Origin of the sequence: Paenibacillus pedocola, assembly GCF_031599675.1 — a bacterium.
Classification (GTDB): domain Bacteria; phylum Bacillota; class Bacilli; order Paenibacillales; family Paenibacillaceae; genus Paenibacillus_AQ; species Paenibacillus_AQ pedocola.
Genome location: NZ_CP134223.1, coordinates 5,009,429 through 5,024,952, shown reverse-complemented (window position 1 = coordinate 5,024,952; position 15,524 = coordinate 5,009,429). Strand labels below are relative to the sequence as shown.

General features: G+C 55.3%; 9 protein-coding genes. 6 read left to right on the top strand and 3 right to left on the bottom strand.

The window, feature by feature from the left end; translation table 11 throughout:
• Positions 1–150: 150 nt before the first annotated feature.
• From QU597_RS22235 to QU597_RS22225, 3 genes are read left to right on the top strand one after another with little or no spacing between them, the layout of a single operon-like run.
• On the top strand, positions 151–831 hold the full coding sequence (locus QU597_RS22235; protein WP_232380932.1) for a hypothetical protein: 681 nt from the start codon (positions 151–153) through the stop codon (positions 829–831).
• On the top strand, positions 824–4,951 hold the full coding sequence (locus QU597_RS22230; protein ID WP_310829865.1) for a glycoside hydrolase family 2 protein: 4,128 nt from the start codon (positions 824–826) through the stop codon (positions 4,949–4,951). Before QU597_RS22235 ends, QU597_RS22230 begins: the two co-directional genes overlap by 8 nt.
• A gap of 31 nt (positions 4,952–4,982) precedes the next feature.
• Positions 4,983–7,376, top strand: coding sequence for a GH36-type glycosyl hydrolase domain-containing protein (locus QU597_RS22225; protein WP_206101647.1), 2,394 nt, complete (start codon positions 4,983–4,985; stop codon positions 7,374–7,376).
• Between the two features lie 100 nt (positions 7,377–7,476).
• Here the strand turns inward: QU597_RS22225 and QU597_RS22220 are convergent, their stop codons facing one another.
• The 3 genes from QU597_RS22220 to fabV form a co-directional block, all read right to left on the bottom strand.
• On the bottom strand, positions 7,477–8,337 hold the full coding sequence (locus QU597_RS22220; protein WP_310829864.1) for an AraC family transcriptional regulator: 861 nt from the start codon (positions 8,335–8,337) through the stop codon (positions 7,477–7,479).
• Positions 8,338–8,432: 95 nt separating this feature from the next.
• Complete coding sequence (locus tag QU597_RS22215) at positions 8,433–9,563, bottom strand: glycoside hydrolase family 88 protein (protein ID WP_310829863.1); 1,131 nt, start codon at positions 9,561–9,563, stop codon at positions 8,433–8,435.
• A 213-nt stretch (positions 9,564–9,776) separates the two neighbouring features.
• Positions 9,777–10,967: an enoyl-ACP reductase FabV gene (gene fabV, locus QU597_RS22210; protein ID WP_310829862.1), complete on the bottom strand. Its 1,191-nt coding sequence runs from the start codon at positions 10,965–10,967 to the stop codon at positions 9,777–9,779.
• A 180-nt stretch (positions 10,968–11,147) separates the two neighbouring features.
• Here fabV and QU597_RS22205 point away from each other — a divergent pair, with 180 nt between their 5' ends.
• The 3 genes from QU597_RS22205 to QU597_RS22195 all read left to right on the top strand — a co-directional run bounded on the left by QU597_RS22205 (position 11,148) and on the right by QU597_RS22195 (position 15,508).
• On the top strand, positions 11,148–12,122 hold the full coding sequence (locus tag QU597_RS22205) for an ornithine cyclodeaminase family protein (protein ID WP_310829861.1): 975 nt from the start codon (positions 11,148–11,150) through the stop codon (positions 12,120–12,122).
• Positions 12,123–12,206: 84 nt separating this feature from the next.
• Positions 12,207–13,367, top strand: coding sequence for a dipeptidase (locus QU597_RS22200; RefSeq protein ID WP_310829860.1), 1,161 nt, complete (start codon positions 12,207–12,209; stop codon positions 13,365–13,367).
• A gap of 14 nt (positions 13,368–13,381) precedes the next feature.
• A complete protein-coding gene (locus QU597_RS22195) occupies positions 13,382–15,508 on the top strand; it encodes a CocE/NonD family hydrolase (protein ID WP_310829859.1) in 2,127 nt (708 codons plus the stop codon).
• Positions 15,509–15,524 lie beyond the last annotated feature (16 nt).

The window sequence follows — 15,524 nt, the reverse complement described above, 5'->3', positions numbered from 1 at the left end:
TGGGGAATGTCCTGAAAGAAGCAGGGAACTAGGCTGGAAACGAGTAGTAAGCGCATGTCGTTATCATGCTAAACAAGGTCGCCATCGTCAAGGCGGGGGCAGTTTGTATACGGTAACATGAGAGTGAACCAAACGATAGGGAGGTGCAGCATGAAGCGCTGTTTATACAGAGCGGAGGGGCCGGAAGGCAGGGAAGCGGCTGATTTTTTCCGCAGCCGGGAAATCTCACTTCCGCTTACCGAAGCCATGGACCGGCTGCATGTAGACCATTTGAGCCTGTTTGCCTGCAGCAGCCAGCTGTTTCTTTATTATGAATGTGCGGGGGCGCCGGTTCCCCCGGAAGCTTTGCTGCCGGGAGCCTCGGAGCAGCTTGCCGTTTGGCCCGGAGGGGAAAGGGGACGCCGCTGGGCGCCGCTGACGGATATTTTTCATTACCAGCATCCGGTTTCAGCGCAGCACTGGGAACGCCGCAGTCCTGAAGGCAAGCCTTACGGACGGCTTGCGCTGCTGAAGCCTGAAGAGGCTGCCAGCTACGTTTACTACCACTATCAATACCAGGAGGAACGGCCTGGGGACGGCGATAAATACGGAATCATCGGGCTGCATGAGAATGTGCTGTTTTTTTATGCGGAGCAGCCGGATACCCGGGAGCCTGCCCCCTATGAAGGAAAACTGAAGACATCGCTGCGTCCGGATAACTGGGCGGAAGTGATGGAGCCGCATTTTATCAAATGGGAGGGAGCACCTGAGGGCCAGGAGCTGTGGCGCAAGCTTACGCTGGTGCTCGAGGTATGCTCCTTCGCCGGAAAGCTGGGAATAAGAGATGCGTAATCTGCTATGTCTAAACGGGGAATGGGATTTCATGCCCCTCTACGATCAGCCGCAATGCCGCAGGCTTCCCGAAAAAATAATGTATGAAGCCCGCAAGGTACAGGTGCCCTCCAGCTGGAGGAGGACCTATCCGGAGCCGGACGGCAAAAGCTTCGGCAAAATTCCGAAGTATGCGTATGCTCCGTTTGACCTTCACGGTTATCCGGAGGCATGGGATGCCGCGGAAGCGGGTGTACTGCACAGGAGCTTCCGCGTCCCGGAGCGTATGGCCGGGCAGCAGATCGTACTGCGGCTGGACGGTATTATGCAGAAGGCTGTCATTTATGTGGACCGGCAGGAGGTTGGTGTCTGGGAAGACGGGTATTTACCGCTGAGGCTCGACATTACTTCCATAGTAAAGCAGGGCCAGGAGCATCAGCTGCATGTGGTGTGCGGCGGATTTGATACCGTGACGCTTCCCGGCGGCATGTCCAAAATCACCGGGCTTATGGGCTCCTGGTATGGAAGAATCAGCCGGGGGATCTGGCAGGACGTGTATCTGGAGGGTTACCCCTTAATGGCGCTGGAGGACGTAACGATCCGGACTTCCGTCAGGGAAGGGCGGATCGGGGTGCAGGCGCTTGCTGCCGGGACAGACACAGCAGCGGCCCGCGGCCCGCTTACGGTAAAGCTGAGCATATGGGAAAAAGGTGTGCTAGAGCAGTCTGCGGAAGGGCCAGGGGCGGAACAGTATAGAGCGGAACATTATAGATTAGAAGCTGAATCCAGTCCGGTGTTGTCTGCGGAGTGCGCGGCCGAACATGTGGATGCCCTCGCAGCGGAGAGTCTTAGACGTTGTGAAAACGAACGGGGCGGGGAAGTATACAGTGCTTCATTCCAGCTGGACTGGAGCAACGCCAGGCTGTGGAGCCCGGAGGAGCCGTTTCTGTACAATGCGGTGCTGGAGCTGCTCGAAGACGGGGAGGTTATCGACAGGCATGCTGTAGTTTTTGGTTTCCGCGAATTCTGGTGCGATGGCCCACAGTTTATATTGAACAGCATCCCGGTCAATCTGCGCGGTGACTCCTGGCATTTTCAGGGCGGACTGCAGATGACCGAAGCCTACATCCGCAACTGGTACCGCATCTGCCGCGCGGTTGGTATCAACAGTATCCGGCTGCATGCCGAGCCCTACCCTGCCGATTATCTGCGCATCGCTGATGAAGAGGGCATGCTCCTAATCGATGAAACGGCGATTTACGGCTCCGGCAAATCGATGCTGGCCGACCATCCCGCTTATGTGGAGAACTGCCGGCAGCATGTCCGGAGGCTGGTGCAGCGCGACAAAAACCATCCGTCTGTCATTCTCTGGAGCCTGCAGAACGAAATGCGCTGGGTGGACGGGCGGGACGGCTTCAAGGGGCATATGCCCGGCCTGATGGCCGAGATCCGCAGTCTTGATCCTACCCGCGCGATAATCGCCGAAGGGGACAACCGTCTGCTGCCAAAAGAACATACCGAAGTGGAAAGCCGTCATTACAACATCGACGGCACGATCAGCCAGTGGGACCGGACAGTTCCGCTGACTTTCGGGGAACATGGCGGCTGGTGGTATATTTGTCCGCAGAACAGCAGCATGTACAACGGCCTGCAGGCTTACCGTGGTGCAGATGAAAGCACGGCGGGGCTGGCGCTGAAGGAGCGGCTGTTTGTGGAGTACGCCAGACGGCAGGGAGTGTCCGGCATCTCCACCTTCAATTTCGCCCATTATTTCATGCAGGCGATGCCGGAGCGGGACATTGTCCTGCCGCCTTCCGGCACGGATACTGCCGGAGTGAAGCCGGGGGTCATTCCGGCCTATTCGCTGTCGATCAACAACGGAATGCTGCCGGAGGAGTATCCGTTGTACTCCCCTAATCCGGCCTTTGCGATTATGGCAGAGGCGTTCAAGCCGGCAACGATCATCGCTGCCGAATATAATAGCTGCTTCTATGACGATAAGCCAGTTACCCGCAACTTCGACGTATACAATGACACGCTGTCTGCACAGCAAGTCAGGGCGGAATTCGTTATCCGGCAGGGCGGGAAGACCGTGCATGAGCAGAGCTTCGACTTCGTTCAACCCCCTGCCGGGCATAAGATTATTCAACTGGAATGGATGCCGGCCTCCGCGGCTGAAAGCGGGCAGGCGGTGCTGACAGCGCAGTTATTCCACAGCGGGCGGCAGGTGCATGAGCTGCGCCTGGACTACAGGCTTATGCCGGCAAGTCTGCTGAACCGGCCAGTGAACGTACAACGGCGGTCGGCCTATTGGGGAGCGGACCGCGATTTCGTACTGATCCGCCGGCTTGTTCCAGGCTGTGAAAGGATAGACCGTTCCCGGCTGGCTGAGCTGGCGGCCGATTATCTGCTCATTGTCGGCAGCCGCGCGGAGGATGGTGACGGCACACTCGAGGCGTTGCTGAAGGCTTTTGCCTTGCGGGGCGGCCGGCTGCTGCTGCTGGAGCAGAACCAGCTGTCGCTGGGCAAGCTGACGCTCTCACGGCGGCCCTTCCTCCGCGCCCATGCCGGGAGCTACCGGCATCCGGTACTGGAGGGGCTTGGCGACAGGGACCTGATGTTCTGGCAGGAGAAGCTGCATGAAGAGGGGCCGGAGCCGATCATCCATGCTGCCTTCGAGAAGCCGGCGGCAGGTAATTTCAACCTGCTGCTGGAGTGCAGCTCCGGCGATTTCGGAGACGGCGGCGATCTGTGGTCTCCGCTGCTGGAGTACCGCAGCGGCGAGGGCATGTTCCTGGCCAACCAGCTGGAGCTGATGGCCAGTCTGGAGCAGGTTCCGCAGGCCTGCCTGCTGCTGCGGAACCTGCTGGCCTACGCCGGCGGCGCGGAGCCAGCCGGGGCTAAGGCCCTGCCCGCGGCAGCGCTGGTGCGCCGCGGCGGGCAGGCCGCAGCCTTCCTTGCGAAGCTGCGGCTGCGGTACACGGCGCTGGATCCCGCAGCGCCGGATTGGATCGGCGCGCCGGGCATTGCCGCGCGCGCCGGGCTGCAGGACTTCGGCCTGATCGTGGCCGAAGCCTGCATGCTGGAGACGCCGGGAGCCGCTAGGGCGCTCCGGCGTCATGCCGAAGCCGGCGGGCAGGTGCTGCTCCTGCCGGCGGAGGAACACCAGCAGGCGGCGCTTGCCCGCCTGCTGGACCGTCCCGTGCGCGTGGTACCGCACGAGACGTATCACTTGGCGGCGGACTATGCCTACGCCGCCGTGCAGGGATTCAGCCCTGTCGACCTGTTCGGGTTCGACAAGGTGTTTCTGTCGCCGCGGGAGGTCAAGAACCGCGTGCTGGCAGCCGACAGCCTGGAGATTCAAGGCGCCGGTGTGCTCTGTACGAGCGTCGAAGGCACGGCCTGGAAGGACTATTTCGTGCATGGCTACACGTCCGAATACAGCCGTCTGGCACTGGTGGAGTTGAACCGCAGAAACGCCCGGCCCGCTGGAACCTTCCTGGCGGAAGCTAAGGCTGGTGCAGGTTCTGTACTCTGCTCCCAGCTGTTAACAGACCCGGAGAGTGAGAAGGCGCTCCGCCTGTATACCCGTTTGCTGGCCAATCTGGGTGTGTCCTTTGATGACGGTCTATTGGACAGCGTGAAGGGGGACGGGGAGTGGGCCGTGGAAACGATGATGGCGCTGCCTTGTCCGCCCCATGTCGATTATGGTGAGATGAAGGCTTATTACACCGATCCGGAGTTTTCTCTGAATAATCTGGGGGAAGGCCTTTACGGCTGGATGCAGAAGAAAGAGCGGCGTTCCGGTGAGGGTACACTGCGCATCGCGGATGCGGGATCTGTTCCCTGGTTTCTGAGCTGCTTCGTGCAGACTCCGGATAAAGAGGGGGCTGCCGGGCAGCTTCACCGGGGACGGCTGCGCATCAACACATCCGTACCTTATGAGATTTATCTGAACGGTGCCCTGGTGGTAGAACCGGAGCGTGAGCTTACCCTGCAGACCGGTCTTAACCGGCTGATTGCGATCGTGCACGGAACGGGCGGAGACCTGACGTTCGGCCTGACTTTTCTGAACGAAGACGGCACCTATATGAAAGGCCTGGAATACCGTCTTACCCTGGATGAAGTCGAGCCGAAATAAGCTATTACCATCACAAAGGAGCTGAAGCAAAGTGAAAGCCGAGCTTTTCAAATATACGGATCCGAAAGATTACTACACCTTCAGGGACGAAGAGAAGGAGGTGGAATTTAAACGGCATGAGTTGCCGACGCCATGGATGAACTACCTGTCGAACGGTACCTTTCACACCATGATGTCGCATGCGGGCGGAGGTGTAGCTTTTTACAAGTCGCCCCAGATCTGGCGGATTACACGCTACCGGTTCTTCCACCTGCCGATGGACCGTTCAGGCCCGTATATCTATGTACAGAACGCAGAAACAGGCCGTTACTGGTGCCCGACCAGCGAACCCGCTTTAGAGAAACCGGAGGTGTGGAAGAGTGCCCATGGCATGGGGTATACGCGTTTTGAGGCAAGTCAGGGCGGTATAGCGGCGCAAACAGTGTATTTTGTCGGGCCCTATGAGAATTCGCTGATCTGGAATCTGACCCTGACCAATCAGGGCAGTGCACCGCAGGAGCTGAAGGTCTACGCATACGCTGAGTTTGGCATGATGGAATTTATGCGTGAGCTGCAGTGGCAGTGCTACAACAAACATCAGGTTTCAGTGCAATATCATGAAGCGGAAGGACTGGTGTACCGGTACGGGGTCGAAAATCAGCCGAAGCCGGAGGAGACGCCGCTTGTCTATCTGGCATCGGATACGCCTCTAGCCGGCTATGACGGTGACCGCGAGGAATTTATCGGCAGCTACCGCAGTGAATCCAATCCGTCAGCGATTGAGAACGGCGGCTGCACCGGATCGACGCTGATGGGCGGCGACCCGTGCGGGGCGCTGCAGTTCAACCTTACGCTCCAGCCGGGGGAGAGCCGCATGATCAATGTATTTCTTGGGACTGCAGCAGATGAGGAAGAGGTTGCGCGGGCAATTGCCCGCTCCCGGGAAGCCGGGTTCGTAGAATCCTCTTTCCAGGCGCTTAAGGAGAACTGGTCAAGCTACCTTGGCGCATGGGAGAGCCGGCTGCCGGACAAGGATGCCGAGCGGATGATCAACATCTGGAATCCGTACCAGGCGCACCGCAACTTTCTGTTCTCGCGTAACATTTCTTTTTACGCCACCGGCACGTTCCGTGGTGTCGGCTACCGGGATACTGCACAGGATATTTTGGCAGTCGTGCCCTTCGACACGGAGCTCGCCTTTGACAAGCTGCGGCTTTTGCTCGGACAGCAGTACAAGGACGGGCATGTGAACCATTACTTCTTCCCGAACGAAGGCTGGGACCCGGTAACGAGCATCCACTCCGACGACCATTTGTGGACCGCGCTGGCGGCATGGGATCTGCTTGCGGAAACCGGAGATGCCGCTTTTCTGAACACTAAGATACCTTATTATGACGGCGGCGAGGGAACAGTGTATGAGCATTTGAAGGCTGCGGTTGATTTCACCGCGTCGCAGCTTGGGTCCCGCGGATTCCCGCTGATGCTGCGCTCGGACTGGAACGACCAGCTGTTCCGTGTATGCCGGGAAGGGCGGGGCGAAAGTATCTGGACATCGATGCAGCTTGGAACGGTGCTGCTGCGGATGGTTGATCTTGCCGCAGCTGGCGGCCATCCGGAGGATACCGCCCGGTATGAAGCTATGTATGAGAGTCAGCGTAAACTCGTCAACAGCATTGGCTGGGATGGACGCTGGTTCCGGCGGGCCATCATGGACGACGGACGTTTTCTCGGCAGTGACGAACATGACGAGGCCAAAATCTGGCTCAACGCCCAGACCTGGGCGACGATGTCAGGCATGGCGGACCCTGAGAAGGGGCTGCAGGCCATGGACAGCGTGTATGAAATGCTGGACACGGAGCTCGGCATCAAAAAAATCCATCCGTCCATCACCAGCTTTCCCGATCCCGCCGACCCTTTGACCAATTACAACAAGGGGACGGGGGAGAACGGGGCGGTATTCTGCCACGCCAATACCTGGGCCATTATTGCGGAATGCATGCTTGGCCGGGGGGACCTGGCCTACAAATATTACCGCCAGCTGCTGCCGAACGTGGCCATGGATAAGGCAGGCTTATGGCGCTACAAAGCCGAGCCTTACGTCTATGCCTCCAACCTGTTTGGGCCGGAGTCTGACAAATTCGGTCTCGCCAATGTCTCCTGGTTAACCGGTACGGCTGCCTGGATGTATGTTGCTGCTACCCAATATATCCTGGGGGTGAAGCCGGTGCTCGAAGGCCTGTCCATCGACCCTTGTATTCCTGCCGGATGGGAAGGGTTTACGGTAAAACGGCGATTCCGGGGCTGTGTCTATGACATCACCGTTACGAATGCCAGCAGGGTCTGCAAAGGTGTCCGGCAAATCACGGTCGACGGTGAAGCGGTAGAGGGCAACATTCTGCCCGCATTTCCCGGACGCTCATCCGTCAAGGTTGAGGTCATTTTATAGACAAGGTTTTAAACAGCAAACCGCCCTTTCGTAAAATGGCTGCTTATCACTTCCATTTTATAAAAGGGCGGTTTTTTGTGTTTTATTCATTAGATTGATTTCAGCGGATGCTCTTTCTGTATTTCTCCGGTGAAATCCCTTTATTTTTTTTGAACATCTGACTGAAATAGGACGGGGAAAAACTGCCCACCTCCATCGCGATCTCCTGAACGGATTTAGCGGTATTGGCAAGCAGGATACACGCTTCACTTACACGCCGCTGCATCAAATATTCGGACAGCGTGATGCCGGAAAATTGCTTGAATACATGCGAAATATGATACGGTGACAGATGCATCGTATTAGCCAGTGCTTCGAGGCTGAAGGGCTCTTGGTAATGTTCATCCAGCCATTCGGTGATCCGCTCTACATGTGATCCTCCACGCGAATGCAGCGGGTTGACTTCGCCCATGACATCAGACATTTGTTTTTGAAGCAGCCGGATCAGCTGAAGCATCAGAAACCCGATCGTTTCTTCTTTGTCCACGGCAGGGTTAGTGATGGAATGATCTATTTCCTCCAGCACATCCGGAATCATGGTGTCCTGCATCTCATAGAAAACCGGCTTCGGCAGGCTGCCTTTCCACATCCTGCGGAAAAATTTCTCCAGGAAAGGAAAAGCGGAAAGATAATGCTCCACAAAACTGGGATCAAAGGTCAGATTGGTCCGGATATAAGTACAGCCGTGTGATGGAGGAACCATCACACGGTGCAGCTGATAGGGCTGAAACCAGACCAGCGTATGATCCCGGATGGGGTAGGTCTGATTCTCTGCCATAATTTCGCCGCGGCCCTTGTAAATATACAGCAGCTCAATCCCCCTGTGAGCGTGAAACCAGTGGGCTTCCTCATTTTCATATTTATAATTGAACATTAGTAATCCAGGTTCAAGCCTTTGGGGTGAATGATCGTTCCTGTTCATGAAACGCTCCCTTATTAACCTTTATTAATTCCAGTATAGATCATTCTTTTCCTATCGGCCATCGGAAGACAAGAGGATAACTGATGCACATCCGTTTAGCGTTCATACCAATATCCCGGAACGCCTTGCTGCAGACGCAGTAGCGCTTCCAGGAAGAAATAGTCCCCCCAGATCATGAAATCATCAGGCGAAGAGTTCCCTCTGACAGAATAGGAGCCATGCCGGAGAAAACCTTCCTCTGCTGGACTGCCTGCAGTAAAATAGAGCTCCAGCAGGGAATCCATAGACTTGCCCACCGCTTCAGCAAGTATATCCCGGTCCGGATCACCCTCGGGCAAGTGCTCCAGCAGCTCAAGGATGCCGCATACAAAGATGGCCGAAGCCGAACTGTCGCGGGGAGTGGGGGGCTCCTGCGGAACATCGAAATCCCAATACGCAATACCATCACCGGACAGCTGCTCCAGAAAATAGCGGGCCAGTCTTTTGGAGGTTTCCAGAAAACGCGGTTCTTTAAGATAACGATAAGCTAAGGCAAAGCCGTAAACACCCCAGGCCTGCCCCCGTGTCCAGGTGGAGCCGTCCTGAAAGCCTTGTCCGGTTCCTCCGCGAATGGCATTTCCCGTCAGCTGGTCAAAATAAAAGGTGTGGTAGGAGGAATCATCTCCCCTCACCAGGAACCGGCGGCTTTTCTCAGCCTGAATGCTGGCACAGTCGGCATACCTGCGGTCGCCGGTCTGTTCCGTTGCCCAATAGAGCAGTGGAAGATTCATCAGGCAGTCAATAATAATCCGGCCCCCGTCGTTCACATCGCCTTCCGGTCCCCAGGCCTGAAACAGCTGCGGAACAGAGCGCCAGCGCTTCATCAGAATATCGGCTGCCTGTAGCCCCAGCAGACGGGAGTCTTCGTCCTTATCTACAATCCAGCGGGCCTTGGCAGAGAGCGAGTAGAGAAAGCCGATGTCATGATGATCGAGCGACTGCTCCGCTTCCACGCGTTTCTTAAAAGAATCAACCGTTCGGATAGCTGCGGCGTGAATCTCCGGGTCTTTGCTGTATTCATAGCTCAGCCACAAAATTCCGGACCAGAATCCTTCTGTCCAGCTGGTATGGTCAGTCAAATGATATTTGCCGTCTCCCAGGCTTACAATCGGAAAAGAGCCTCCAAAACGTTTGATGTTGAGGCGGGTGGTTACGAGCGTGTGTTCAATTGCTGTTTTCCAGTTCATAATAACCTCCATAGTATCGCTTCATTGTTATTATGTTCATTATAGTCCTGGCGTTGTATTGATTTGTTGTGCAAATTATTAGCTATGTTGCGGTTTTGAGCTGGGGCGCCCGGGCTGCGACTCATGCAGTTTACGACAGCAAAGAAGCCGCCCCCTGACGGGAGCGGCTTCTTTGCTGTTCACGATGTATATTAAACCTGTAATCAACCCGTGCTAAACCAAATTCGGAATATCCACTGCTGGCTCACTCTCAGCTTCGTAATCTACACCTTCTGTGCGGAAGCCGAACAGGTTGAAGAAGTCATCCTGATAGCCGGCAAGATCGGCCAGCTCAGGTACATTGGCGGTTTCAATAGTGCTCCAGCGTTTCATTACCTCAGTCTGCACATCCTCACGCATTTCCCAGTCATCGATCCGGATCAGGTGGCTTCCGTCCGCTGCCGCCACTCCTCCGTTATACAGATGCTCTGAGAACAGACGGTACATTTGCTGGATGCAATTTTCGTGCAGCTCCTTCTCCTTCATGACCCGGTACAAGGCAGAGATATAAAGCGGTACTACCGGAATCGCCGAGCTGGATTGGGTGACAAGTGCTTTATTCACCGATACAAAAGCCCGTCCGCCCGTAGCATTCAGCTTCTCATTCAGTGCGATAGCTGTTTTCTCCAGATCATTTTTGGCTTGGCCGATCGTTCCGTCTTTGTAAATAGGGTGGGTAACTTCCGGTCCGATATAGGAATAGGCCACCGTAGTAGCTCCATCCGCAAGAGCTCCTGCTTCCTGAAGCTGGTCAATCCACATGCCCCAGTCTTCTCCGCCCATGACGGCAATCGTCTGGCGGACCTCATCCTCTGTAGCCGGTTCAATGGTTACAGTAGACACTTCGCCGGAGTGGAAGTTCATCGTTTTGTTCGTATACGCGCTGCCGACAGGCTTGATGACGGAGGAGAAGGTTTCGCCTGTAACCGGATGCGTACGGCGCGGGGAAGCCACGCTGTAAACTACCAGATCAACTGTGCCGAATTCTTTTTTGATTAGCTCAATCGTCTTGGTCTTGATGCTGTCAGAGAAGGCATCGCCGACGATGCTGAAGGATTTCAGCCCCTGCTCGGCAGCGGCTTGTTCCAGAGCGGCGGAATTATACCAGCCGGCGGAAGCCGTCCGTGCACCCTCAGCAGGCTTGTCGAAGAATACGCCAATGGTATTCGCACCGGCACCAAAAGCGGCTGTAATCCGCGAAGCGAGTCCGTATCCGGTAGAAGCGCCGACCACGAGAACATTAACAGGCCCGCTCAGCTTCTTGTGTGCTTTTACATAGTCAATCTGCTGCTGAACCTGCTTGGCACAGCCTTCGGGATGGGCGGTGGTGCAGATAAAGCCGCGTGTTTTAGGCTGAATGATCATATAGGAAATCCCCTTTGTTTTAGTTTTTAACTTTTTAACCACTAATATAGAGTATAGCAAATGATAGCTTAGAAAGATAAGCTTTGCAGTTATTTTACTTCCGGTATTTCTCAAAAGGCATAGATGACGCTATGATAAAAGAAGCTGATGCAAAAAAAACAGGACAGGGGGCTAGGCGGAATGCTGGTTATTAACAGAGATGATGTAGCGGATTTGTTATCAATGAAAGCTTGTATCAATGTGATGCAGGAGGTATTGGCCGCACTCTCCGCAGGGGAAGCGGTGCAGAGCCTCCGGCAGGTGCTGCCGCTCGGCGAAGGTAATCTGCTGGGTCTTATGCCAGGGCATCTGCGTCAGGAAGCGGCAGCCGGAGCCAAGATTATCAGTGTGTTCCCGCATAATCACCATGCAGGCCTGCCTTCGCATCAAGGGGCGGTCGCTTTGTTTGATGCGGCAACTGGTGTGCTGAAAGCGGTCGTGGACGGGCGGAAAATTACAGCTATCCGTACAGCAGCAGTAAGCGCTGTTGCAACCAGGCTGCTGGCGAGGGAGGATGCTGGTATATTGGCGATTCTGGGGACGGGAGAACAGGCGGTGAGCCACCTGGAGGCAATGCTGCTGGTCCGTAACATCCGGGAGGTCCGGGTGTGGGGCAGAACAGGGTCCAAAGCGCAGCAGTTTGCGGCAGACATGAGCGCACAATGGGATGTAAAGATTACCGCGGCAGCTACGGTACGCGAGGCGGTTCAGGACGCGGACATCATCTGTACGGTGACCGCTTCCACCGTTCCGGTGCTGCTGGGCGAATGGGTGAAAAAAGGTGCGCATATTAACGCGGTAGGCGCATGCAGGCCGCAGGACCGTGAGCTGGATTCGGCGCTTGCAGCCATGTCCAGGCTCTATGTGGACCGGCTGGAATCCGCAGTCCATGAAGCGGGAGATTATCTCATTCCGCTGGGTGAGGGAGTCATCCGGGAGGGGCATATCATCGGTGAGCTCGGTGAACTGCTCCAAGGCCGGATTGAGGGCAGGGCTGATCCTGCGGAGATTACGCTGTTCAAAGGGCTGGGCCTGGCCATTGAAGATTTAGCCGCAGCGGAATATATCTATAATCAGGCTGTTGTATTCCATAAGGGTGTTGAGGTTACCTGGTAATTGGTAATTCCGCAATCTATTATTAATAAGTAACGCCGCTCTATTTAATTGTCAGAGCTTCGGGCGTACAGGAGGGCTTAACACGTGAGTCTGCAATCAGGAATGTATGATTTCAATTTATCGGAGGAACAGGAGAAGCGCGCGCAGCGCCTGCATGAGCAGAACATTAACATCGACCTGCTGTTCCAGGGCCCGCTGTCTCCCCGTGCGATCCCCGCTGCTGTCTCTGAGGCGATCAAAGAACTCAGTGAGCCATACAAGGAAGAGCCTATGATCTACAGTGCTATGCCGGCTAAATGGGTTACCAAGCTGTCGGCAAGCGGGGGAATTCCCCAGTACAAAGAGGAATGGTACATGTCAGGGATTACCGCCGGCAACCGTGAGCTGCATCTGAATGATATGGAGAGCGTGATTACGAGCATGGGCGAGGTGCAGCTGCAGTTTGATTCCGCAGACTGGCTGGTAAAAGCACTGACCGCTGAGGATATCCGCAGGGCCAAGCGGGAAGGACGTGTAGCGGGCATCGTGACGGCGCAGGAAACGGATGCGCTGGGCACCAATCTGGAGCTGCTGGAGGTACTGCATCACTTTGGACTGCGTATTTTGCAACTAACCTACAATAAGCAGAATCTGATCGGCTCCGGCTGTGCGGAGCAGGCGAATGGCGGGCTTTCGAATTTCGGTGTCCGGTTCGTAGAGCGCATGAACAAGCTGGGTATCATCGTCGATACCGGACACTGCGGTAAACAAACCACACTTGATGCCTGTAAAGTTTCCCGCACACCCGTAATTGCCTCACACACCGGCGCAGAAGCGATATATCACCATATGCGCTGTAAAAGTGACGAAGAAATCATCGCTATTGCGGATACAGGCGGCGTAATCGGGATTTTTGCTATGCCATGGTTTGTGCATGAGGATCCTGATCATACAACCATTGACCATGTACTCGATCATATGGAATACGTGATCCGGCTTGTTGGTGTAGATCATGTGGGAATTGGCACGGACTGGCCGATGAGCGATCTGGACTGGTCTCTGGTTTATTTTAAAGAACATATAGCTCCGAAGCTGGGTTTTGCCAAAGGGGACGGACCTTCTACGGAAACGGTGGCCGGATTAGAGAAGTATAGCTATTTTATCAATTTCACCCGGGGATTGGTCGCACGCGGTTATACGGATGATGAGATTGCGAAGATAATGGGCGGGAACTGGCTGCGGGTGTTCGAACAAATTTGCGGATAGGGGATTTTACACTGATGACTACATATTTACATACAACAAGCTTCAACTTCTACTGTTCGGGCATCTATAGCGGAAAGATCCATTTCACGGAACAAGGGATCATGCATGCCAAGGTAGATGTCCGCCGGCGCACACAAATGCAGGATAACGTGCTGGATCCAGGGGCGAAATATGTACTTCCTTTTGCTAAAATAGCCCGGCAGCTACGGTCTTACGAATCGGCACAATGGGCGGGAGAAGAGGTTGTACTGGATAACGGCGACGTGTATCAGAAGCATATCCGCTATGAGGCGGAGATTTCCGGGCAAATGCAGGTCTCACAGGTATGGGCATTAAGGGGGGATACCGCGCTGGATGTGGTCACGCTGGACGGTGAAGTGATTGCTTTTGTTACGCCTAACCGTTATGGCATTGAAATGATCGTCAAAGCAGGATACGAGGGGCTGACTCCGCTTACCGTATATGATGAGCCGCTGCTGTCCAAGCCGGAGTATGGGGTCAACGATCTGGGGACGTTCCTGATTCCGATGCGGGACGGCATTAAGCTCGCTACCGATGTGTTCCTGCCGGAAGGCATCAAGCCCGGGACCAGGCTTCCGGCGATTCTGGTGAGAACCTGTTATGACCGGAACGGGAAAAAAGAGATTTTTATGCGCTGGGCGAACAAAGGTTATGCCGTAATATCCCAGGATGTCCGTGGCCGGGCGGATTCGGAAGGCGAGCTTATTCCTTTCTATCATGAGCGCGATGACGGCTATGACACGATTGACTGGATTATTGCCCAGGACTGGTCTGACGGTAAAGTCGGGATGTGGGGCGCATCTTATCTGGGCTATGTCGTGGTAGCGGCGGCAACGAGCGGGCATCCGAACCTCAAAGCGGTTGTGGACGAAGTGAATGTAGGTTCACCGTTCGTTGATACTGCGCGCAAGGGGGGGACGCTCTGCTCCTGGCCGCTGCTGTCCTGGACGCTGGCCCAATCGGTGGGTACACGGACGGATTTTGATATTTTTGGCGGAGTAACGGTGAACCCGGAGGCAGCTGTAGATGCCAGACCCATCCGGGACATTCCGCAGCAGATGATCGGCAGGACCTCAGGACCGTGGGAGCTGTGGAGCCAGCATCCGGAATACGATGACTTCTGGAAAAACTGCACCTTCACTGAACGCGGAGATCAGGTAAAGGTTCCAATGTACGTAATCTCCGGCTGGTACGACGGGGACAGTCCCGGTGTATCGGAGACGTGGCGGATGCTGACTGAGCATGATGTGCCGAACCGCAAAATCCGACTTGGCGCCTGGGAGCATGGACCGAACCGGGCCCGGGACCTGATGGGGGTCAGTTTTGGCAACGACGCCGTAGTGTACGATTACGATGTATCCGTGCTGCGCTGGTTCGACCGGTTCCTGAAGGAGATCCCGAATGGTATCGATGAGGAGCCCAGAGCTTCTTATTACGTGGTAGGAGAAAATAAATGGAGAACGTCGGAGGACTGGACACCTGCCGAAGCGGTAGTGACCCCGTTCTACCTGGCAAGCCGCGGGCGGGCGAATTCGTCGCTCGGCGACGGCAGGCTGGTATCCCAGCCGGAAGAGAACTCCATTCCAGACACCTATATCTATAATCCGGCTGATCCTGTTGCGGACAGCGGGGAGCGGGAGCCGGAGAATATGCGTAAGCATGAGCTGCGCAGCGATATTGTCGTGTACACGAGCGAACCGTTAGCGGATAAGCTGACTATTGCCGGAGAGCTGTCTGCGGTTATCTATGCTGCAAGCACGGGGGCCGATACGGATTGGGTCGTTACACTCAGTGATGTGCATGAGAACGGAGATTCCATCCGGCTCTCCAACTACATTGTCAGAGCGAAGTACCGGCACGGGCTGGAGCAGCCGCAGCTGCTGGTTCCGGGACAGGTGGAGAAGTATGATATTTTCCTGCAAAATATCGCACATACCTTTGCTGAGGGACACCGCATCCGCTTTACCATTACTTCGTCGAGTAAATTTGTCGCTTTCCCGAATAGCAATACCGGAAATAATCCATATGAGGATACAGAGGATGTAACCGTGCAACAGACGATCTGCCATGACAGCAGCTATCCAAGCCATATCCTGCTGCCGGTTATTCCTAACGCTTAGAGCGCCATTATTCAAA